Raw genomic sequence first — 19,826 nt, 5'->3', positions numbered from 1 at the left:
ATCAATACCGGCATCGCTATTCTCAGCTTCTCGAAGTCTAGAGCTGCAAAAACGGAATAGTAATCACTAAAATTAGTTGACCCGCTCGATCTTAGCTCCTATCGCTCTTAACCTAGTATCTATATTTTGGTACCCACGATCAATTTGCTCAATATTGTGAATCGTACTAGTGCCTTTTGCACTTAATGCCGCTATAAGTAAGGAGATACCCGCTCTAATATCTGGGCTGGTCATGGTGGTAGACTTTAATTGAGATTGAAAATCATGACCGATAACACAAGCTCTGTGTGGATCACAAAGAATGATTTTTGCTCCCATATCGATCAATTTGTCTACAAAGAACAAACGGCTTTCAAACATCTTCTGGTGGATCAACACACTACCTCTTGCCTGCGCAGCCACCACCAAAACAATACTCAATAAATCTGGAGTAAAACCTGGCCAAGGTGCATCAGAAATGGTCAAAATAGAACCGTCGATGTAATTCTGGATCTCGTACCCATCTTTATGAGCAGGAATGTAAATATCATCTCCTTTGCGCTCGATGGTAATTCCTAATTTTCTAAACGTATTGGGAATAATTCCCAACTCGTCATAAGCTACATTTTTAATAGTCACTTCAGACTTAGTCATTGCAGCAAGACCTATCCAACTTCCTATCTCAATCATATCAGGAAGTACTCGATGTGTAGTACCCCCTAATTTCTCTACACCATCAATAATAAGCATGTTAGAACCTATACCAGAGATATTTGCCCCCATACGCACGAGCATATTGCAAAGTTGTTGTAGGTAAGGTTCACAAGCGGCGTTGTAGATAGTTGTTTGTCCTTTGGCAAGCACAGCTGCCATTACGATGTTTGCCGTTCCTGTTACAGAAGCTTCATCAAGTAAGATATAGGCTCCGTGAAGCTCCTCTGCCTCTACTCCATAGAAATACTCTTCTTTGTTGTATCTGAATTTTGCTCCTAGTTTTATAAAACCTTCAAAATGAGTGTCTAATCTACGACGACCTATTTTATCACCGCCAGGGCGTGGAATATAACCTTTCCCAAAACGCGCTAATAAAGGCCCCACTAACATGATCGATCCCCTTAGTCCACGACCTTGAGTTTTATATTCCTCCGACTGTAACCAGTCTAGGTTGATGTTATCTGCCTGAAAAGTGTAAGATTCTGGACCGTTTTTAGTCACTTTCACACCTAGGTTGTTCAACAAAGCGATGAGTTTATTCACATCGATAATGTCTGGAACGTTATTAATTTCCACTGGTTGGTCCGTTAATAAAACCGCACAAAGTATTTGAAGTGCTTCGTTTTTAGCTCCCTGCGGATGTATATCTCCTTTTAATTGATGTCCGCCTTCTATTATAAATGTTCCCATGAATGTCTTTGATTGTGATTTTTAAAAATAAAGAACTTGAAGAAGTTGTTAAAGCATTCTTAAGCTTAGTATTCACAAGTAATCAACAGTTTTTAGTCACCGTATTCTGTAATAGTTTGCAGTCTAAAGTATAAATACTTTTAACCTGTCATTGTGCTGCAAGGAAAAACGCTTGGTTATATCTCGATTTTAAAAAAAAATATTTCGTCCAGTACTAAAGCCTGAAGCTCTACTCTTAGCACTAACAGCAACTATGTCTACCTCCGTTTAAGGGAAGGAAGGAGGTTCTATATTTAGGTTTCTTTGAAAAACATACTATTTAAGCGAGCTGAAGGAATCGCTTTACTCCTACTAAAAGAACTTTTCTCTCTCAGAAACTTTCTGAGCTGTAGGCATGTTTTGAAATCTACCTATGCCAATATTTTATTCCATTAAATATTTAGTATCTAACCTTATACAAATCGGCAATCGGTAATTTAAAAATCAATACTGCTCTTCATCATTAGGAAAGTCCACTGCTTTTACATCTTTTACATAATTAGACACGGCATTACCCATGTCTTCATAGAGATTCAAATAACGACGTAAAAAACGCGGATTGAATTCGTGTGTCATCCCAAACATATCATGAGAGACTAAGACTTGCCCGTCTACTCCTGCTCCTGCTCCTATTCCTATTACTGGAATAGTAAGCTGCTCTGCTACTTTCTCTGCAAGTGCTGCTGGTACTTTTTCAAGTACTAAGGCAAAGCATCCCAAGCGTTCTAATGCGAGTGCATCTTCTACTAGTTTATCTGCTTCTTCTGTTTCTTTTGCTCTAACGGTATAGGTCCCAAATTTATAAATAGACTGAGGCGTCAGTCCTAAGTGTCCCATTACTGGAATACCTGCATGAAGAATACGTTTGATAGATTCCTTTACTTCGCTTCCACCTTCCAGCTTTACACTGTGACCACCACTTTCTTTCATGATGCGTATGGCACTGCGCAACGCCTCTTTAGGATCACTCTGGTAACTACCGAAAGGTAAATCAACTACTACTAGAGCGCGTTCTGTACCTCTTACCACACTACTCGCATGATAAATCATTTGGTCCAGCGTAATGGGAAGGGTCGTTTCATGACCTGCCATGACATTACTAGCGCTATCACCTACAAGAATAACATCTATACCAGCGCTATCAATAATTTTTGCCATAGTATAATCATAAGCGGTTAACATCGAGATCTTCTCGTTATTTCCCTTCATCTCCGTTAGCGATTTTACAGTGACTCTTTTATATTGCTTCTTTGCGGTTGACATAACACTTGTTTTAAGTGTAGCAAAAGTACTAATATTACATCTAATTAAACTGAAACAATATGAGACTTCTAATTCCTATTATTTGTATTCTCGCTTTCGCGAAAGCAAACTCTCAACAAACTCTACCACAAGATTCTACCATTGTATCTATTGAAAAACCTACTGCTATCAGTGCCGTAAAAACTTTTTTTAAGCATTTTCACGCACAAGATACGACCGCATTAAAAGAATCCATGCTTATGAATATCCCGCTGACTTCTATGTCTGTGAATGGAGAAGACCGCAAATTAAGCACCACTGAAGCCTCGCAGTTTCTTAAAAACATCGCTAGTATTCCAGACAGCATTCCTTTTGAAGAACGACTTATAGAAATTAGTTTTGCTGGAGACACACAAATAGCAACGGTTTCCACTACTTATGAATTTTATTACAATAATTTTCTCTCCCATATAGGGACCAATAAGTTTACCCTTTTCTTTATCGATGACAAATGGATCATAGCAGGTCTAGCAGACACCCGTATATACCGATAAAGTTTGATATGAGCACTAGCCTCAAGAACGTATATGTGTTCATGACATAAGCGCTGTTTTTTTAAGACTCTTGTTATTGACTCGATGGAGACACTTGGTAGCACGCCACTTTTACAAACATAAAAAGTCCCATTTCATAACCTATGAAATGGGACTTTTTTTAAATCTATTGAAATCGATGTGTCTTACTGATTCCCTAGTATGATAGGTAAACTTCCGTTTTCACCGCCACCTATAACAATAACTTTAGAATTAGGAGATTTAGCCAGTTCTAAGGTAGCTTCAATTCCTTTTTCCGTTAAAATTTTATCAGTTAAGGAGGCACTTAGAATTTTGTTTGCTACTGCTTTTCCTTCTGCGTCGATTCTTTGTCTCTCAGCTTCCTTAGAGGCTTTAGTCAGACGAAATTCATATTCTAATGATTCTTGTTCCTGACGTAATTTGCGCTCAATAGCCTCTTTAATTTTAATTGGTAAAGTAACATCTTCTACAAGTACTCTATTCACTTGAATATATTGAGAAGCTAATTCTCTTTGAACTTCTTCAAGGATTTCATTTTGAATAACATCTCGTTTACTAGAGTACAATTGCTCTGGAGTATAACGTCCTACTACACTTCTAGCTGCAGCACTAATGGCTGGAGCAAGAATCGCAGACTCGTAATTACGTCCTTTTTCTTGGTGTAAATAAGGCAATTTGTTGTATTCTGGTTGATACCATACGGTACCATCTACAGTAACTTCTAGACCATTTACAGAAAGCACTCTCATTTTATCACTTACAGAAAGCTGTCTTACTGGATAAATGATCATGTCATTCCACGGGGCAATAATGTGAAATCCTTCACCATAGGTATTTTCTCTATCAACACCTTTGTCAAGTGTTTTAAATAAGACACCTGCTTGTCCAGATTCAATAACGACTGAACTTTTGATAATAATAATTGCTAGTATTACTAAACCTACTAAGGTTAATACTGCTGCTTTGGGTAATTTTTGCATAATTTTCTTTTTTAAACTAATCCGTTATATTTTCTTAAAAACCATTCTAAACCTAACAATAAAAGGATCACTACCAGTATCACTTTCCAGTCGATAAGACTATTTTGCTTTATGGTTGCTCTTTCTACTGTTTGTAATAATGGGTCACTATTTAGTTGAGCCATCAACTGATCCATTTGTCCTTGATAAAAAACATTGGAAGACCCTACCAATTTTTTCATACCGACATCGCTAGCATTCACTTGTTGCTTTTCGATATCATAATCTAAAATACTAAAAGATCCAGAACGAGATAATTGATCGTTCTCTACTTGAACAGTAAAGGCATAATCTCCAGCATTCAAACCACTTAAATCTACTACATAGGAATTGCCACTCAACACAAAGGGTCTCGTGACTATTTCATTAGTTTCCTTATATCTTAAAGTCATATTCAAGATACCGTTATCTTCAAACTCAAAATTCTTATCGAGATATTGAGCATTAACAACAATAGCTTTATTCTGATAATAAAAAGACTCATAAAACACTTCTATTCTATTTCTCTTTTTATTACTTGCAAGATACTGAACTTGACTACTTACTAGGTCATCAAAGTTTTTAAAGTCCTTATTATTAAGAAAACTTTGGCCTCTCCACCTCCATAAACCACTCGTTAAGGTTACTGCGTGTTTAGAATCGGCGTTTTCATAGGTAAACCATATAGGTTGTGTGGTCGCGATACTTCCTATTTTCTTATAAAAAAGAACATCTACATTGGTATTAAATATCAAATCCCCAAAAGGAACCTTAATAGGTGGATAATCTTCAAAATTAAGTTGCTCTAGATTGAAAGAGGCATAAGAATCATTGAGAATAGGTTGCGCCTCATCGTATTCATTACTTGCGTCAATTTGAAATAAAGGATTATTGGCGTTCATGTAATTCCAATCAGGATCAGCTCCTGTGATGATCCATGTGTTTTTATTGGTTTGTGCTTTTTGGCTATACGCTTTCGCGAAAGCGGAACTTACACCATACATCACTACCAAATTATACTCATTGAAATCGTAGGGATCTGAGGTATTCTTGATGCTTACCTTGCGTTGTTGGTTAGATTCGATCGCTTTCTTGAGTACTCCTATATCTGGGTGCATTTGGTCACTTAAAATAAGTACATTGGTCTGTTGATCAATGACCTCCACTGCAAAACTTTGGTAATTATTTTTTGTATTCTTCTCCTGAGATAGGGTTTGTACGGTTGCGAGCATTGACTGTGTCCCCACAGAAGTGCTCGTTAAATTAAAACTGGCAATAGCCGCGCGTTTTTTTGCGTCAAAAGAAAATGATTCCTTGTGCAGCGTTTTATTTCCTTGAGTTACTGTAAAGTTTAAAGTGACCTCTTCAGTGCCTTGATAGGCTACAAATACCTCCACTGGAAATTCATTATTGAGATAGGAATACCTATTCACATTTATATTGGTGATTTGCACATCTGCATAGGAAGTCGTATCCCCATAAATGACTGGATACAAACTGGTTTTATCATCCACTGGAACATATGCATAGCTATTTCCAGTAGTTTGATGACCATCTGTAAGAATAACGACAGCTTTACTTCTATTCTTGAAAAGTTCTTGAGGTTGCTCAATCGCCATACCTAAGTCTGTCTCTGATTGATCAAAACTTAAGGAATCTAAAGGTTGAATAACGTCAGAAAACTGGAAGCTTTGCATCTCAAATTTTGAATTGAGTTGCTCATTTTCTTGTAATAATTGCAAATCCTTTTGAACTGTACCCGATGCCTCTAAATAGTCCATTGATTTAGAATTATCAACCATAATTACCAACTGAGGTAAAAGAGATTCATAAGTTTTAGAGTCAAACCTTGGGGCAATAAACAACAATAAAATACAAAAAACCGTGATAAAGCGCAATAGCGCAAACCACGGTTTTCTTTTGGTGTTTTTATAAACACCTATATAACCGTATTGAAAAAGAGCTATTAACGCAGCTACTACTGCAGCAATAATCATCCAGAGTACGGTCATGAAATTGTTTTTTTAGGTTAACATTCCGCCATCTACGTGTAGTGTCTGACCAGTAATGTAAGCCGAAAGATCACTAGCAAGGAATACACAGGCGTTTGCAACATCTTCTGGAGTACCACCGCGTTTGAGTGGAATAGCATTTCTCCAGCTCTGCACTGTTTCTTCATTAAGGGCATCTGTCATTTCTGTTTCAATAAAACCAGGAGCAATAGAGTTACAACGTATGTTACGAGAACCCAATTCTAAAGCTACAGATTTACTAAAACCTATAATTCCTGCTTTACTTGCTGCATAATTGGTCTGTCCAGCATTTCCTTTAACCCCTACGATACTACTCATATTAACGATGCTACCATATCGTTGCTTTAACATGGTACGTTGTACTGCCTTGGTCATGTTAAAAACAGACTTTAAGTTGACCTGAATGACTTTATCAAAATCATCTTCACTCATTCTCATCAAGAGATTGTCCTTAGTGATACCCGCATTATTGATCAACACATCGATACTGTCAAAATCTTTAATAACAGCATCAACGAGTTCTTGTGACTCCTTAAAATCGGCTGCGTTACTTTTATATGCTTTTGCTTTAATTCCTAAGGCGGTAAGTTCCTTTTCTAGTTCTAAGGCTGGGCCTTCAGAACTTGCATACGTGAAAGCGATGTTTGCTCCGTGTTTTGCAAATACTTCAGCAATACCTTTACCTATGCCACGACTGGCGCCAGTAATGATTACGTTTTTACCTTGTAATAGTTTCATAAGTAGGTTGGTTTTATATAAAAGCCAGAATAAGTATCAAATGAATAGTACGTATTCTGGCTTTGTAGAATTTATCCTAAAACTTCGGCAACTTTCTTACCGATTTCAGCTGGAGAATTCACGACGTGAATTCCACATTCTCTCATGATCGCTTTTTTAGCTTGAGCAGTGTCTTCAGTTCCGCCTACGATTGCACCCGCGTGTCCCATAGTACGACCTGCAGGAGCCGTTTCACCAGCGATAAAACCTATAACAGGTTTTTTGTTACCAGTTGCTTTGATCCAATGTGCAGCGTCAGCTTCTAACTGTCCACCTATTTCACCTATCATAACGATAGCTTCTGTTTCTGGGTCATTCATAAAGAGTTCAACAGCTTCTTTAGTAGTTGTTCCTATAATTGGATCACCACCTATTCCTATTGCTGTAGAAATACCGTAACCTTGTTTTACAACTTGGTCAGATGCCTCATAAGTAAGCGTTCCTGATTTGGATACAATACCTATTTTTCCTTTTTTAAATACAAAACCTGGCATGATACCTACTTTTGCTTCACCTGGAGTAATCACTCCTGGGCAGTTAGGACCTACTAGGCGACAGTCCATATCTTTAATATAGTCTGCAGTTTTAACCATATCTGCAACTGGAATACCTTCTGTAATGGTAATGATTACTTTGATACCTGCATCTGCAGCTTCTTTAATAGCATCTGCAGCAAAAGCTGGCGGTACAAAAATGATGGTTACATTGGCTCCTGCTTTATCTACTGCTTCTTGAACAGTATTAAAAACTGGTTTTCCCAAATGTTCTTGACCACCTTTTCCTGGGGTAACACCACCTACTACGTTAGTACCGTAGTCGATCATTTGACCTGCGTGGAAGGTACCTTCACTACCAGTAAAACCTTGTACTATTACTTTAGAATCTTTGTTTACTAAAACGCTCATTGTTTATAATTTATATGGAGTATTCTTAATTTAACCTTGTGATGGGTGACTGGATTGGTGCACCTCTATTATTTTATCGTCTTCTAACTTAAAGATAGAAACAAAATAGCCAACAGGAATTTCTTCTCTTGGGTTTTCAATTGTTCTTACATAAACTGTAAATCTCGCTGCTACTTCTTTCTTATCACTGATCATATGCGTCACCTCAGACCTCATACTTTCATAGGAAGATGCTGTAGACTGACTGAGTCTGTGATAATCATCGTAACTAAACTCTCTATACCCAGAGCTTGCATGCCAATGCATTTTAAGATCCTTATGTATGTAATGATCAAACTCTTCAACGTTAACAAACACGTCAGAATCTAAAAATTTTTGTACTATTTTCTTTGCTGCAACAGACATTTATAAAAGCTTTTAATGGAGTGCTAAACTAGGTAAGAATGAAATGTTAACCTAGAATAAAATTCTATCTTTTCGTTAAACTATTAACTATTACTTATTCAATTTTTTAAGAAGTTCTAAGGCTTCAGGAATTTGTTTTATAGCTGCTATTTCCTTGTATTTACTTCTAAAATCATCTGCAGGAATACCAAAATAACTTTTATTCCCTTCCAGTGATTTACTTACTCCAGACTTTGCAGAGATAACTGCCTTCTTCCCTATTGTTACACCGCTGGTAATTCCTACTTGTCCCCAAATGGTTACTTCGTCCTCTATCACTACACAGCCTGCAACACCTGTCTGACTGGCAATAAGAACGTGTTTACCTAAAACGGTGTCATGTCCTATTTGCACTTGGTTATCAAGTTTACTTCCATAACCTATTGTAGTATCTCCTGTAACACCACGGTCAATAGTGGTATTAGCACCTAGTTCAACATAATCCTCAATAACCACTCGACCGTTACTTAATAATTTATCATAACCATCTGGCCGGCGTTTGTAATAAAAAGCATCCCCTCCTAAGACTACTCCTGCATTAATGATCACATGATCACCTATAACAGAGCGATCACCTATAGTCACATTTGCATGGATAATCGTATGATCTCCTATTTCTACATCCCTACCTATTGTAGCGCTGGGATGAATGTGTGAGTGTTCTCCAATGCTTTTGGGAAGTTGCGCTTTCGCGAAAGCGGAAAAAGGAACAAAATACTGTGTAAGCTTATTAAAATCTCTAAATGGATCTTCTGAAATAAGTAAGGCCTTGCCTTTTGGGCAATCTACTTGTTTATTAATCAACACAATGGTAGCGGCACTTTGCAATGCCTTATCATAGTATTTAGGGTGATCCACAAAAACAATATCGCCTGGGGTCACCACATGAATTTCATTCATTCCCAAAACAGGAAAAGAGGCTTCACCCACATAGTCACAATTGATAATTGCAGCTATTTCAGAAAGTTGGTATGTTTTAGGGAGTTTCACTTATTGCTTCATTCTCTCGTGATAATTCCCCTTTTCAGTATCAATTCTAATAACATCACCTTCATTGATAAATAAAGGAACATTGACTTCAGCACCAGTTTCAACCGTAGCTGGCTTAGATGCATTTGTTGCTGTATTTCCTTTAAGACCTGGCTCCGTAGCCGTTACTTTAAGAATTACGTATTGTGGCATATCTACAGACAATGGAGAATCATCTTCTGTATTGATTTGAATTTTCACAACTTCACCTTCTTTTAATAATCCCGGAGAGTCCAAAGAATTTTCTTGCAATATAATTTGCTCAAAAGTCTCTGTATTCATAAAGTGATATCCTTCACCATCTTTGTATAAAAATTGAAAGGAATGAGTTTCTACACGTATTTCTTCAATTTTATGTCCAGCAGAAAATGTATTATCAATCACTTTCCCGGAAGTAACAGATTTCAATTTAGTTCTTACAAATGCGGGACCTTTACCAGGTTTCACATGAAGAAATTCAATGATTTTAAAAATATCGTGATTGTAATGAATACACAATCCTTTTCTAATGTCGCTTGTACTTGCCATATCTTATTGTTTACTAACGTATCCTCTCATGATACCTCGCTTTGTGTTTTTAATAAATTCTAATATTTCATCGCGCTCTGGTGTAGCACTCATTTCTGCTTCTATAATCTCTACTCCTTGAGAAACGTTGTAATTTTTTTGATAAAGAATGCGATAGATGTCTTGAATTTCTCGGATTTTTTCAAGGTCAAAACCTCTTCTACGCAAACCTACAGAATTAATCCCTACATAACTTAAAGGTTCCCGACCTGCTTTCACAAAGGGAGGAACATCCTTGCGAACTAAAGACCCTCCGGTAACAAATGCATGACTTCCTATCTGACAAAACTGTTGTACCGCAGCCATACCAGCTAGCACTACATAATCACCTACCGTAATATGACCTGCAAGAGTACTATTGTTAGAAAAAATACAATTATCACCAACTATACAATCGTGTGCAATGTGGCAATAAGCCATGATCCAACAGTTTTTACCTATAACGGTCTTCATGCGGTCTGAAGTACCACGATTAATGGTCACACATTCTCTAATAGTGGTATTATCACCTATTATAGTTACAGTATCTTCATCTTCAAACTTTTTATCTTGAGGAATGGCACTTATTACAGAGCCAGGGAAAATACTTACATTTTTACCTATACGCGCACCTTCCATGATGGTGACGTTAGATCCTATCCAAGTTCCTTCTTCTATAACCACATCGTTATGGATGGTTGTAAAAGGCTCTATAACTACATTTTTGGCAATTTTTGCTCCCGGATGTACGTATGCTAATGGTTGATTCATTATTTAACTTTTGAAATTTGTGCCATCAACTCAGCTTCGGCACAAAGAATACCATTTGCATAAGCATAAGCTTGCATGTGACAAATCCCTCTTCTTATAGGGGAAATTAAATCACATTTAAATATAAGGGTATCCCCAGGGGATACTTTTCTTTTGAACTTTACATTATCCATTTTCATAAAGAAAGTCAAATAATTTTCTGGATCTGGAACGGTACTTAAAACTAAAATACCACCAGTTTGTGCCATGGCTTCTACGATAAGCACTCCGGGCATTACTGGCTGGCCTGGGAAATGCCCAACAAAGAAGGGTTCATTCATTGTTACATTCTTCAAACCAATTACATGACTCTCAGAAAGTTCAAATATCTTATCAATTAAAAGAAAGGGTGGCCGATGTGGCAACACCTCCATAATTTGCATCACATCCATAAGTGGTTCCTTACGAATATCTACTTGAGGTACATTATCTTTTATATCCTTCTTGATAATTTTAGACATTTTCTTTGCAAATTGAGTGTTGACAAAATGTCCAGGCTTAGTTGCAATAACTTTACCTCTAATTCTATAACCTATTAAAGCGAGGTCACCGATCACATCTAACAACTTGTGACGTGCAGCCTCATTAGGGTGATGAAGTTCTAGGTTATCTAAAATTCCATTAGGCCTAATGGTAATATTATCTTTTTTGAATGCCTTTTTAAGGCTTTCTGTTGTTTTCTCCGACAGCTCTTTATCAACGTAAACAATGGCGTTATTAAGATCACCGCCTTTTATCAAGCCATGTTCCATGAGCATTTCAATTTCATGAAGAAAACTGAATGTTCTCGCACTAGCAATCTCTTCTTTAAAGTCACTTATTTTATGAAGTGTCGCGTTTTGAGTTCCTAAAACTTTAGTCCCAAAATCAACCATTGTAGTGATTTGGTAGGAGTCAGCAGGCATTAGAATAATCTCGCTACCTGTTTCTTCATCTTTATAATAAATATTTTCTTGAACCACATATTCTTCTCTGAACTGATCTTGTTCTACTCTACCAGCTTTTTCTAGGGCTTCAATAAAGAATTTTGAAGAACCATCCATAATAGGTGGCTCACTACTGTCTATTTCTATCAAACAGTTGTCTATTTCTAAACCTACTAAAGCTGCCAGTACGTGCTCACATGTATTGATTTGCACCCCCCTTTTATCAAGAGTAGTTCCTCTTTTAGTATCTGTTACATAATTAGCAGATGCTTCAATTACCGGATTACCTTCTAGATCTACTCTTTGAAAAGCATAACCATGATTTTCTGGGGCTGGCTTAAAAACTAAAGTTACTTCTTTACCAGTATGCAAACCTACGCCAGATAAGGTTATCTCGCTTTTTATGGTCGTTTGCTTAAATTCTGTTACCGTCATCTATGCTTATTTTTTTTCAAGATTTGAAATTCTTGATTCTATTTTTCTTAAATTTTTAAATAACACGTAGCTCCTATTCCAATCTCCAAAGTCAAAAGCTGGAGAACCTTGAACAGTTGTTCCTTCTTTTAATTTCCTACCGACACCGCTTTGCGCTTGTATATTGACATTATCTTCAATAACTATATGACCTGCAATACCTACTTGTCCACCGATCTTACAATTCTTTCCTATTTTAGTTGATCCTGCAATTCCAGTTTGAGCTGCAATTACTGTATTGGACCCAATCTCTACATTGTGAGCTACTTGAATCTGATTGTCCAGTTTCACACCCGATCTAATAATTGTACTTCCTAAGGTGGCCTTATCTATAGTAGTAAGCGATCCTATGTCTACGTTATCTTCAATAATTACATTACCCGTTTGAGGTATTTTTATGTAAGTGCCGTCTTTGTTAGGCGCAAATCCAAAACCATCTGAACCTATCACGCTACCAGAATTAATTACCACCCGATTTCCTATTATGGTATCAGACTTAACTTGTACCGCCGAATGTAAGATACAATTATCTCCTATGGTCACATTATCTTCAATGTTGACATTGGAAAAAATCTTTACGTTGTTCCCTATTCTAACATTTTCTCCTATATAACTAAAGGCCGCAACATATAAGCCGTCTCCGTAGGATGCTGTCTCATGAATAAAGCTAGGCTGTTCAATACCTTGCTTATTCATTTTAGCCAATTGATAAAATTCCAATAGTCTTGTAAAAGCGAGGTAAGCATCTTCTACTCTAATCAAAGAACAATTTACTGGCTGCTCCACTTCAAACTCATTGTTTACAATTACAGCACTAGCTTGTGTCTTGTAAATATAAGGTGCATACTTTTCATTAGAAAGAAAGCTTAGGCTACCAGAGGTACCATCTTCTATTTTTGACAACTTACTTACTACAACACTTGAATCTCCTTCAATGGTTCCTTCTAAAATTTCGGCAATTTGTTTGATGGTAAATTTCATTGTAGCAAAAGTACTAATTAATATCAATCTTGCAGCTTTGGATAACAACAGTAATATTTTCTCACTTCTTTGAGCAATGCTTTAAAACTATCTTCTTTTCCAGCCTTGATAAGCTCTATTAATTTTCCTTTTTTATCCAGGATTTTTATAGGTTGCGCTTTCGCGTAAGCGACGTTAACAACAAAACCAGAAAATACAAAATAGGACGCTTCATGCTCTGTCAAGTCATAAGTTTGCATTAATTTATCAAGGTGTTTTTGCACCTTTTCAGGAGCAACTTGTTTGTTTGAGAATTTAATTTTAAGCAACTGACGATTTAAAATCATGGTACACAACTCACTAAGGACAAAGTCTTTATGGTCTTTTCCTAACTTTAAAGTGGCAAGAATATCAGAATCATCTAATGATGCAAATTTCTCAAGATCATTAGTCCTCGTATCAAAATCTGGGTCTGAGTTGTTAATGAAATAATCTAAATGCTTAGGCAGTTCTACCTTTATTCCATTATCAATCAACTCTTTAATACGCTTAATCACAGACTGTAATAAATGCTCTGCTCCTATTCCTGTTTTATGTAAATAAACTTGCCAATACATCAACCTGCGTCCAGAAAGAAAATTCTCTACACTGTACAGGCCTTTTTCTTCAACCACTAACTGGTCATCAACAACATTAAGCATAGTGATTAAACGCTGGCTGTTGATATTACCTTCAGCCACTCCTGTATAAAAACTGTCTCTTTTCAAATAATCCAATCGGTCCATATCCAGTTGGCTAGAGATAAGCTCTAGCATAAATGGACGGTGATATTCCCCTTTAAATATCTGAATAGCAAGCGTTAAACTACCGTTAAATTCATTGTTTAAATGATTCATAAAATGACATGATAATTGCTCATGCGTCACCTTATTAATAATTTGATATTCTAATGCATGAGAGAAAGGACCGTGTCCAATATCATGAAGTAAAATTGCTTTATACAGGGCATCTTCTTCCTGATCTGAAATATCAACCGACTTAGATCTAAGTACTTGCACTGATTTTTGCATCAAATGCAAGCAACCCAATGCATGATGAAACCTCGTGTGGTGTGCCCCTGGATATACCAAGTAGCTCAACCCCATTTGGGTAATTCTACGCAAGCGTTGAAAATAAGGATGCTCAACGATTTTAAAGATCTCTTCAGAAGGAATCGAAATAAAACCGTAGATAGGATCGTTTAATATTTTAAGTTTGTTCTGTTGTTTCAAGGGAACAGCTATTTTAAACACAAATATACTGATATGGCAGAGATCAAAATACTATGGGTAGATGATGAAGTGGATTTATTAAAACCTCACATTATATTTCTTGAGAATAAAGGCTACTCAATAGACACTAGAATTAGCGGCTCTGAAGCGTTAGAGGCGATAGAAGAAACAAGATATGATCTTATTTTTCTAGATGAAAATATGCCTGGACTGACAGGTCTAGAAACTTTACATGAAATCAAAGAGAAACAAGCCCAACTCCCTGTTATCATGATTACTAAAAGTGAGGAAGAGTATATAATGGAAGAAGCTATAGGATCTAAGATTGCAGATTACTTGATCAAGCCTGTAAATCCACATCAAATCCTTCTTGCTGTAAAGAAAAATCTTGACCATTCTAGGTTAGTCAATGAAAAAACAACTAGCGATTACCAGCGGGAATTCCGTAAAATTGCGATGGATATGTCCATGATCAATACTTATGAAGAGTGGGTGCAGCTTTATCAAAAATTAATTTATTGGGAAATTGAATTAGAAGATGTTGATGATTCAGGAATGTTCGAAATCTTAACTGCTCAAAAAAATGAAGCAAATCAGCAATTCTGTAAGTTTATAGAAAAAAATTATCCTGACTGGTTTGATGGCCATGAAAGCAATCCGACCTTGAGTCATGATCTTTTCAGGAAGCGTGTTGCTCCACTACTAAAAAAGAAGGAACCTGTTTTATTTATAGTTGTAGATAATTTGCGCTACGATCAATTTAAAGTTTTTGAAAACCTAATCAATAATCATTACAAAAAAATTAAAGAAGAAACCTATTGCTCGATTCTTCCTACGGCTACACAATATGCTAGAAATGCGATATTTTCTGGGTTAATGCCAGAAGACATGAAAAAGCGTCATCCCGACTTATGGCTAGATGATACTGATGAAGGTGGGAAAAACATGCATGAAAACGCCTTTTTAATTGCTCAATTAAAAAGACTTGGTCTTCATATCAAACACCAATATCATAAAATAACAAATGAGAATAGCGGCCGTAAACTCGCTGAAAATTTTAAATCCCAAAAAGATAACGACCTTACTGTTGTTGTTTACAATTTTGTAGATATGCTCTCCCATTCTAAAACTGAAATGGAAGTCATTAAAGAACTCGCAAGTACCGATAAAAGTTATAGGTCGTTAACCTTAAGTTGGTTTAAGAACTCTCCTTTATTAGATATTATACAACGCGGACAGGAATTGGGGTTCAAATTAGTTTTAACCACAGATCATGGAACTATTAACGTCACTAATCCAAGTAAGGTCATAGGCGATAAAAACACCAGTTTAAATTTAAGGTATAAAACAGGTAGAAGCCTGTCTTATGAAGACAAAGATGTTCTTGCGGCAACAGACCCTAGTACCATCAAGTTACCTAAGATAAATATGAGCAGTAGTTTTATTTTTGCAAAGGGGGATTTGTTTTTCGCCTATCCAAACAACTACAATCATTATGTGAGTTATTTTAGAAACACGTATCAACATGGTGGTGTGTCCTTAGAAGAAATGTTAATACCTTTTGCCATATTTGAACCTAGATAATGGAAATCACGTATACCCTTAACGAAATTGATACGGTGGCAAAAAAGCTGCTAGAAAACTTAGAATCAAAGGTAATCTTGTTCAATGCACCTATGGGTGCCGGAAAAACTACTTTGATAAAATCTATATGTAAGCAACTGGGTGTCGTAAACGAAGTGACCTCTCCAACATTTAGTCTTGTTAACGAATACAAAGGCACTTTTACCGATGTTATACATTTCGATCTTTACAGATTAGAAACATATGATCAATTAATTGACATTGGTATTGATTATTATCTGGAAAAAGACGCGTTTTGTCTTATCGAGTGGCCAGAGCTATCAATTTCCTTTCTATCTGATTATCAATATATAAAAATCGAAATACTGGGCTTAGATGCCAGAAAATTGATTTTAGAAAAAGTAGTTAAATAACTAACCTTTTTATCTTTAGATAATTATCTGTTGCTTTTTAATTTTTTACGTCTGATTTACCTGTGATTTAACGAATAATTTTTATTAATTGTTATTTATAATCATCGGCTACTTAGATTCGTCTCATCAAATAATTTAACCCACTCATTATGAACAACAAACCTCTTAAATCGCTAGTTCTTTTAGCTGTTTTTAGCGTATCCATTGCTGGAGCTGCTGTACAGTTTCAACCTCAAGAAACTAAGGAAACAAAAACAAGTAAAATCGAAAAGTGTCTGCTTGCGCAATTCAAGCCGCCAGTTACTGGATAAGTTTTTATTTGAATAGTAGAACACCCAAAGATAGTCGACAATAATTTAAATCATTACATATTATGAAAAACAAGTCTCTTAAAGCACTAGCCCTTTTAGCCGTTTTTAGCGTATCCATTGCTGGAGCTGCCGTTCAGTTTCAACCTCAAGAAACTAAAGAAACAAAAACAAGTAAAATCGAAAAGTGCCTGCTTGCACAATTCAAGCCACCAGTTACTGGATAAGATCATTAATAAAACTCATTACTCATCAACTCATCTAAATACCATATTATGAAAAACAAGTCTCTTAAAGCACTAGCCCTTTTAGCCGTTTTTAGCGTATCCATTGCTGGAGCTGCCGTTCAGTTTCAACCTCAAGAAACTAAAGAAACAAAAACAAGTAAAATCGAAAAGTGCCTGCTTGCACAATTCAAGCCACCAGTTACTGGATAAGATCATTAATAAAACTCATTACTCATCAACTCATCTAAATACCATATTATGAAAAACAAGTCTCTTAAAGCACTAGCCCTTTTAGCCGTTTTTAGCGTATCCATTGCTGGAGCTGCCGTTCAGTTTCAACCTCAAGAAACTAAAGAAACAAAAACAAGTAAAATCGAAAAGTGCCTGCTTGCACAATTCAAGCCACCAGTTACTGGATAAGATCATTAATAAAACTCATTACTCATCAACTCATCTAAATACCATATTATGAAAAACAAGTCTCTTAAAGCACTAGCCCTTTTAGCCGTTTTTAGCGTATCCATTGCTGGAGCTGCCGTTCAGTTTCAACCTCAAGAAACTAAAGAAACAAAAACAAGTAAAATCGAAAAGTGCCTTCTTGCACAATTCAAGCCACCAGTTACTGGATAAGATCATTAATAAAACTCATTACTCATCAACTCATCTAAATACCATATTATGAAAAACAAGTCTCTTAAAGCACTAGCCCTTTTAGCCGTTTTTAGCGTATCCATTGCTGGAGCTGCCGTTCAGTTTCAACCTCAAGAAACTAAAGAAACAAAAACAAGTAAAATCGAAAAGTGCCTGCTTGCACAATTCAAGCCACCAGTTACTGGATAAGATCATTAATAAAACTCATTACTCATCAACTCATCTAAATACCATATTATGAAAAACAAGTCTCTTAAAGCACTAGCCCTTTTAGCCGTTTTTAGCGTATCCATTGCTGGAGCTGCCGTTCAGTTTCAACCTCAAGAAACTAAAGAAACAAAAACAAGTAAAATCGAAAAGTGCCTACTTGCGCAATTCAAGCCACCAGTTACTGGATAAGATCATTAATAAAACTCATTACTCATCAACTCATCTAAATACCATATTATGAAAAACAAGTCTCTTAAAGCACTAGCCCTTTTAGCCGTTTTTAGCGTATCCATTGCTGGAGCTGCCGTTCAGTTTCAACCTCAAGAAACTAAAGAAACAAAAACAAGTAAAATCGAAAAGTGCCTGCTTGCACAATTCAAGCCACCAGTTACTGGATAAGATCATTAATAAAACTCATTACTCATCAACTCATCTAAATACCATATTATGAAAAACAAGTCTCTTAAAGCACTAGCCCTTTTAGCCGTTTTTAGCGTATCCATTGCTGGAGCTGCCGTTCAGTTTCAACCTCAAGAAACTAAAGAAACAAAAACAAGTAAAATCGAAAAGTGCCTACTTGCGCAATTCAAGCCACCAGTTACTGGATAAGATCATTAATAAAACTCATTACTCATCAACTCATCTAAATACCATATTATGAAAAACAAGTCTCTTAAAGCACTAGCCCTTTTAGCCGTTTTTAGCGTATCCATTGCTGGAGCTGCCGTTCAGTTTCAACCTCAAGAAACTAAAGAAACAAAAACAAGTAAAATCGAAAAGTGCCTGCTTGCACAATTCAAGCCACCAGTTACTGGATAAGATCATTAATAAAACTCATTACTCATCAACTCATCTAAATACCATATTATGAAAAACAAGTCTCTTAAAGCACTAGCCCTTTTAGCCGTTTTTAGCGTATCCATTGCTGGAGCTGCCGTTCAGTTTCAACCTCAAGAAACTAAAGAAACAAAAACAAGTAAAATCGAAAAGTGCCTGCTTGCACAATTCAAGCCACCAGTTACTGGATAAGATCATTAATAAAACTCATTACTCATCAACTCATCTAAATACCATATTATGAAAAACAAGTCTCTTAAAGCACTAGCCCTTTTAGCCGTTTTTAGCGTATCCATTGCTGGAGCTGCCGTTCAGTTTCAACCTCAAGAAACTAAAGAAACAAAAACAAGTAAAATCGAAAAGTGCCTTCTTGCACAATTCAAGCCACCAGTTACTGGATAAGATCATTAATAAAAATCATTACTCGACAACTCGTTCATCTCTTATGCGATGAATAACCAGTCTCTATAAGACACTATTATTTTTAGCGTATCCATGGCTGGAGCCACCGTTCGGTTTCAACCTCAAGAAATTAAGAAAAAAAAAACAAGTAAAATGGAGAAAAGTTATTCGCTAAATTCAAGCCGCTGGTAACTGGATAAGATTTTATTTGATTTTATATAAAAAGCTCACTACATTTACTTTCAGCGAGCTTTTTAATTTTAAATTTATATGGGCACCCAAAATAAGTCAAGTCAAGGTAAACACAATATCGCTATAGGAAGCGCTATTGCTGTTATTATGGCTATAATACCATACGCTTTCTATTATTATGAAGCATTGCCCAACTGGTTATGGGAAACCTCGATGTTTAAGTCTTTATCTATATCCTTTGACGGTAATCGTATAATGGCCTCATGGATATTAATTCAAAAACTAGTTCCTTTATTATTGCTACTCATTTGGTTTTTCACTTGTAAACATTGGTGGTACCACACTATAATTATACCTATCAGTTTATACTCCTTTCAACTTTATAATCTTTTTGATTTTTCTACAACTTATATTGATTCAGGTGAATTGTATTTTATTGTTCCTGTTGTAATAATCTCCTTATCTCTTTCCTATCTTGCTAGAATCAAAATTTTTGATAAAATCCACGGTATCGATATCAGTGAGATTGAAGATGGAATAAAGAAACCTAGTGATCGCTGGTTCAAATAATTGATCCCAATATATAATTC

Annotated in this window: 29 protein-coding genes; 16 read left to right on the top strand and 13 right to left on the bottom strand. The window is 36.2% G+C overall.

Annotation, left to right across the window (positions count from 1 at the left end; genetic code table 11):
* Positions 1-72: 72 nt before the first annotated feature.
* Positions 73-1,383, bottom strand: coding sequence for a UDP-N-acetylglucosamine 1-carboxyvinyltransferase (murA, locus tag CW736_RS10660; RefSeq protein WP_101013924.1), 1,311 nt, complete (start codon positions 1,381-1,383; stop codon positions 73-75).
* 483 nt (positions 1,384-1,866) lie between these two features.
* Positions 1,867-2,685, bottom strand: coding sequence for a 3-methyl-2-oxobutanoate hydroxymethyltransferase (panB, locus tag CW736_RS10655; protein ID WP_101013923.1), 819 nt, complete (start codon positions 2,683-2,685; stop codon positions 1,867-1,869).
* Between the two features lie 59 nt (positions 2,686-2,744).
* Between panB and CW736_RS10650 the strand changes: the two genes are divergently transcribed.
* Entirely contained in the window at positions 2,745-3,218 is a 474-nt protein-coding gene (locus CW736_RS10650) for a 3-methyl-2-oxobutanoate hydroxymethyltransferase (RefSeq protein WP_101013922.1), read from the top strand.
* Between the two features lie 185 nt (positions 3,219-3,403).
* Here CW736_RS10650 and CW736_RS10645 read toward each other — a convergent pair whose 3' ends face one another.
* The 11 genes from CW736_RS10645 to CW736_RS10595 form a co-directional block, all read right to left on the bottom strand.
* Positions 3,404-4,219 carry a prohibitin family protein gene (locus CW736_RS10645; RefSeq protein WP_101013921.1) on the bottom strand — a complete coding sequence of 272 codons (816 nt, stop codon included), beginning with the start codon at positions 4,217-4,219 and terminating at the stop codon, positions 3,404-3,406.
* 11 nt (positions 4,220-4,230) lie between these two features.
* Positions 4,231-6,249, bottom strand: coding sequence for a vWA domain-containing protein (locus CW736_RS10640; protein WP_101013920.1), 2,019 nt, complete (start codon positions 6,247-6,249; stop codon positions 4,231-4,233).
* A 12-nt stretch (positions 6,250-6,261) separates the two neighbouring features.
* Positions 6,262-7,008, bottom strand: coding sequence for a 3-oxoacyl-[acyl-carrier-protein] reductase (gene fabG / locus CW736_RS10635; protein ID WP_101013919.1), 747 nt, complete (start codon positions 7,006-7,008; stop codon positions 6,262-6,264).
* Between the two features lie 71 nt (positions 7,009-7,079).
* Positions 7,080-7,952: a succinate--CoA ligase subunit alpha gene (sucD, locus tag CW736_RS10630; protein ID WP_101013918.1), complete on the bottom strand. Its 873-nt coding sequence runs from the start codon at positions 7,950-7,952 to the stop codon at positions 7,080-7,082.
* Positions 7,953-7,982: 30 nt separating this feature from the next.
* Complete coding sequence (locus CW736_RS10625; protein WP_101013917.1) at positions 7,983-8,357, bottom strand: nuclear transport factor 2 family protein; 375 nt, start codon at positions 8,355-8,357, stop codon at positions 7,983-7,985.
* 90 nt (positions 8,358-8,447) lie between these two features.
* The gene (locus CW736_RS10620; protein ID WP_101013916.1) at positions 8,448-9,386 is read right to left on the bottom strand and encodes a UDP-3-O-(3-hydroxymyristoyl)glucosamine N-acyltransferase; all 939 of its coding nucleotides are present in this window, start codon (positions 9,384-9,386) and stop codon (positions 8,448-8,450) included.
* Entirely contained in the window at positions 9,387-9,953 is a 567-nt protein-coding gene (gene efp / locus CW736_RS10615) for an elongation factor P (RefSeq protein WP_101013915.1), read from the bottom strand.
* A 3-nt stretch (positions 9,954-9,956) separates the two neighbouring features.
* Positions 9,957-10,742 carry an acyl-ACP--UDP-N-acetylglucosamine O-acyltransferase gene (gene lpxA / locus CW736_RS10610; protein WP_101013914.1) on the bottom strand — a complete coding sequence of 262 codons (786 nt, stop codon included), beginning with the start codon at positions 10,740-10,742 and terminating at the stop codon, positions 9,957-9,959.
* On the bottom strand, positions 10,742-12,142 hold the full coding sequence (locus CW736_RS10605; protein ID WP_101013913.1) for a bifunctional UDP-3-O-[3-hydroxymyristoyl] N-acetylglucosamine deacetylase/3-hydroxyacyl-ACP dehydratase: 1,401 nt from the start codon (positions 12,140-12,142) through the stop codon (positions 10,742-10,744). The genes lpxA and CW736_RS10605 overlap by 1 nt, the downstream gene beginning before the upstream one ends.
* Before the next feature lie 6 nt (positions 12,143-12,148).
* Positions 12,149-13,162: a UDP-3-O-(3-hydroxymyristoyl)glucosamine N-acyltransferase gene (lpxD, locus tag CW736_RS10600; RefSeq protein WP_101013912.1), complete on the bottom strand. Its 1,014-nt coding sequence runs from the start codon at positions 13,160-13,162 to the stop codon at positions 12,149-12,151.
* Positions 13,163-13,185: 23 nt separating this feature from the next.
* Positions 13,186-14,412 (bottom strand): HD domain-containing protein, encoded by a 1,227-nt coding sequence (locus CW736_RS10595; protein WP_101013911.1) that lies wholly within the window; start codon positions 14,410-14,412, stop codon positions 13,186-13,188.
* Between the two features lie 33 nt (positions 14,413-14,445).
* Here CW736_RS10595 and CW736_RS10590 point away from each other — a divergent pair, with 33 nt between their 5' ends.
* From CW736_RS10590 to CW736_RS10580, 15 genes are all read left to right on the top strand, one after another.
* Positions 14,446-15,996 (top strand): bifunctional response regulator/alkaline phosphatase family protein, encoded by a 1,551-nt coding sequence (locus tag CW736_RS10590; protein WP_101015120.1) that lies wholly within the window; start codon positions 14,446-14,448, stop codon positions 15,994-15,996.
* Entirely contained in the window at positions 15,996-16,409 is a 414-nt protein-coding gene (tsaE, locus tag CW736_RS10585) for a tRNA (adenosine(37)-N6)-threonylcarbamoyltransferase complex ATPase subunit type 1 TsaE (protein WP_101013910.1), read from the top strand. The genes CW736_RS10590 and tsaE overlap by 1 nt, the downstream gene beginning before the upstream one ends.
* A gap of 149 nt (positions 16,410-16,558) precedes the next feature.
* Positions 16,559-16,720, top strand: a complete 162-nt coding sequence (locus tag CW736_RS14130) for a hypothetical protein (RefSeq protein WP_157810931.1) — start codon at positions 16,559-16,561, stop codon at positions 16,718-16,720.
* A 62-nt stretch (positions 16,721-16,782) separates the two neighbouring features.
* A complete protein-coding gene (locus CW736_RS14125; protein ID WP_157810930.1) occupies positions 16,783-16,944 on the top strand; it encodes a hypothetical protein in 162 nt (53 codons plus the stop codon).
* 48 nt (positions 16,945-16,992) lie between these two features.
* On the top strand, positions 16,993-17,154 hold the full coding sequence (locus tag CW736_RS14120; protein ID WP_157810930.1) for a hypothetical protein: 162 nt from the start codon (positions 16,993-16,995) through the stop codon (positions 17,152-17,154).
* 48 nt (positions 17,155-17,202) lie between these two features.
* Positions 17,203-17,364 (top strand): hypothetical protein, encoded by a 162-nt coding sequence (locus CW736_RS14115; RefSeq protein ID WP_157810930.1) that lies wholly within the window; start codon positions 17,203-17,205, stop codon positions 17,362-17,364.
* 48 nt (positions 17,365-17,412) lie between these two features.
* The gene (locus CW736_RS14110) at positions 17,413-17,574 is read left to right on the top strand and encodes a hypothetical protein (protein WP_157810930.1); all 162 of its coding nucleotides are present in this window, start codon (positions 17,413-17,415) and stop codon (positions 17,572-17,574) included.
* 48 nt (positions 17,575-17,622) lie between these two features.
* Complete coding sequence (locus CW736_RS14105; protein ID WP_157810930.1) at positions 17,623-17,784, top strand: hypothetical protein; 162 nt, start codon at positions 17,623-17,625, stop codon at positions 17,782-17,784.
* A gap of 48 nt (positions 17,785-17,832) precedes the next feature.
* Positions 17,833-17,994, top strand: coding sequence for a hypothetical protein (locus CW736_RS14100; RefSeq protein ID WP_157810930.1), 162 nt, complete (start codon positions 17,833-17,835; stop codon positions 17,992-17,994).
* Between the two features lie 48 nt (positions 17,995-18,042).
* Positions 18,043-18,204, top strand: coding sequence for a hypothetical protein (locus CW736_RS14095; RefSeq protein WP_157810930.1), 162 nt, complete (start codon positions 18,043-18,045; stop codon positions 18,202-18,204).
* A 48-nt stretch (positions 18,205-18,252) separates the two neighbouring features.
* Positions 18,253-18,414, top strand: a complete 162-nt coding sequence (locus tag CW736_RS14090) for a hypothetical protein (protein ID WP_157810930.1) — start codon at positions 18,253-18,255, stop codon at positions 18,412-18,414.
* A gap of 48 nt (positions 18,415-18,462) precedes the next feature.
* A complete protein-coding gene (locus tag CW736_RS14085) occupies positions 18,463-18,624 on the top strand; it encodes a hypothetical protein (protein WP_157810930.1) in 162 nt (53 codons plus the stop codon).
* Positions 18,625-18,672: 48 nt separating this feature from the next.
* On the top strand, positions 18,673-18,834 hold the full coding sequence (locus CW736_RS14080; protein WP_157810930.1) for a hypothetical protein: 162 nt from the start codon (positions 18,673-18,675) through the stop codon (positions 18,832-18,834).
* A 48-nt stretch (positions 18,835-18,882) separates the two neighbouring features.
* Complete coding sequence (locus CW736_RS14075; RefSeq protein ID WP_157810930.1) at positions 18,883-19,044, top strand: hypothetical protein; 162 nt, start codon at positions 18,883-18,885, stop codon at positions 19,042-19,044.
* Between the two features lie 270 nt (positions 19,045-19,314).
* Entirely contained in the window at positions 19,315-19,806 is a 492-nt protein-coding gene (locus CW736_RS10580) for a hypothetical protein (RefSeq protein WP_101013909.1), read from the top strand.
* Positions 19,807-19,826 lie beyond the last annotated feature (20 nt).

The sequence above is a fragment of the Nonlabens sp. MB-3u-79 genome (assembly GCF_002831625.1).
GTDB lineage: Bacteria > Bacteroidota > Bacteroidia > Flavobacteriales > Flavobacteriaceae > Nonlabens.
Note: the sequence above shows the minus strand (reverse complement) of the source record. Positions and strands in the feature narration are given on the sequence as shown.

Coding starts and splice junctions, on each gene's coding strand:
- CW736_RS14120 (WP_157810930.1), top strand. CDS start 16,993: ATGAAAAACAAGTCTCTTAAAGCACTAGCCCTTTTAGCCGTTTTTAGC.
- lpxA (WP_101013914.1), bottom strand. CDS start 10,742: ATGAATCAACCATTAGCATACGTACATCCGGGAGCAAAAATTGCCAAA.
- CW736_RS10605 (WP_101013913.1), bottom strand. CDS start 12,142: ATGACGGTAACAGAATTTAAGCAAACGACCATAAAAAGCGAGATAACC.
- CW736_RS10625 (WP_101013917.1), bottom strand. CDS start 8,357: ATGTCTGTTGCAGCAAAGAAAATAGTACAAAAATTTTTAGATTCTGAC.
- CW736_RS10590 (WP_101015120.1), top strand. CDS start 14,446: ATGGCAGAGATCAAAATACTATGGGTAGATGATGAAGTGGATTTATTA.
- CW736_RS10645 (WP_101013921.1), bottom strand. CDS start 4,219: ATGCAAAAATTACCCAAAGCAGCAGTATTAACCTTAGTAGGTTTAGTA.
- CW736_RS14090 (WP_157810930.1), top strand. CDS start 18,253: ATGAAAAACAAGTCTCTTAAAGCACTAGCCCTTTTAGCCGTTTTTAGC.
- tsaE (WP_101013910.1), top strand. CDS start 15,996: ATGGAAATCACGTATACCCTTAACGAAATTGATACGGTGGCAAAAAAG.
- CW736_RS10650 (WP_101013922.1), top strand. CDS start 2,745: ATGAGACTTCTAATTCCTATTATTTGTATTCTCGCTTTCGCGAAAGCA.
- CW736_RS14100 (WP_157810930.1), top strand. CDS start 17,833: ATGAAAAACAAGTCTCTTAAAGCACTAGCCCTTTTAGCCGTTTTTAGC.
- CW736_RS10640 (WP_101013920.1), bottom strand. CDS start 6,249: ATGACCGTACTCTGGATGATTATTGCTGCAGTAGTAGCTGCGTTAATA.
- CW736_RS14110 (WP_157810930.1), top strand. CDS start 17,413: ATGAAAAACAAGTCTCTTAAAGCACTAGCCCTTTTAGCCGTTTTTAGC.
- efp (WP_101013915.1), bottom strand. CDS start 9,953: ATGGCAAGTACAAGCGACATTAGAAAAGGATTGTGTATTCATTACAAT.
- fabG (WP_101013919.1), bottom strand. CDS start 7,008: ATGAAACTATTACAAGGTAAAAACGTAATCATTACTGGCGCCAGTCGT.
- CW736_RS14125 (WP_157810930.1), top strand. CDS start 16,783: ATGAAAAACAAGTCTCTTAAAGCACTAGCCCTTTTAGCCGTTTTTAGC.
- CW736_RS14080 (WP_157810930.1), top strand. CDS start 18,673: ATGAAAAACAAGTCTCTTAAAGCACTAGCCCTTTTAGCCGTTTTTAGC.
- lpxD (WP_101013912.1), bottom strand. CDS start 13,162: ATGAAATTTACCATCAAACAAATTGCCGAAATTTTAGAAGGAACCATT.
- CW736_RS14095 (WP_157810930.1), top strand. CDS start 18,043: ATGAAAAACAAGTCTCTTAAAGCACTAGCCCTTTTAGCCGTTTTTAGC.
- sucD (WP_101013918.1), bottom strand. CDS start 7,952: ATGAGCGTTTTAGTAAACAAAGATTCTAAAGTAATAGTACAAGGTTTT.
- CW736_RS14130 (WP_157810931.1), top strand. CDS start 16,559: ATGAACAACAAACCTCTTAAATCGCTAGTTCTTTTAGCTGTTTTTAGC.
- CW736_RS10580 (WP_101013909.1), top strand. CDS start 19,315: ATGGGCACCCAAAATAAGTCAAGTCAAGGTAAACACAATATCGCTATA.
- CW736_RS14105 (WP_157810930.1), top strand. CDS start 17,623: ATGAAAAACAAGTCTCTTAAAGCACTAGCCCTTTTAGCCGTTTTTAGC.
- panB (WP_101013923.1), bottom strand. CDS start 2,685: ATGTCAACCGCAAAGAAGCAATATAAAAGAGTCACTGTAAAATCGCTA.
- CW736_RS14115 (WP_157810930.1), top strand. CDS start 17,203: ATGAAAAACAAGTCTCTTAAAGCACTAGCCCTTTTAGCCGTTTTTAGC.
- murA (WP_101013924.1), bottom strand. CDS start 1,383: ATGGGAACATTTATAATAGAAGGCGGACATCAATTAAAAGGAGATATA.
- CW736_RS14075 (WP_157810930.1), top strand. CDS start 18,883: ATGAAAAACAAGTCTCTTAAAGCACTAGCCCTTTTAGCCGTTTTTAGC.
- CW736_RS14085 (WP_157810930.1), top strand. CDS start 18,463: ATGAAAAACAAGTCTCTTAAAGCACTAGCCCTTTTAGCCGTTTTTAGC.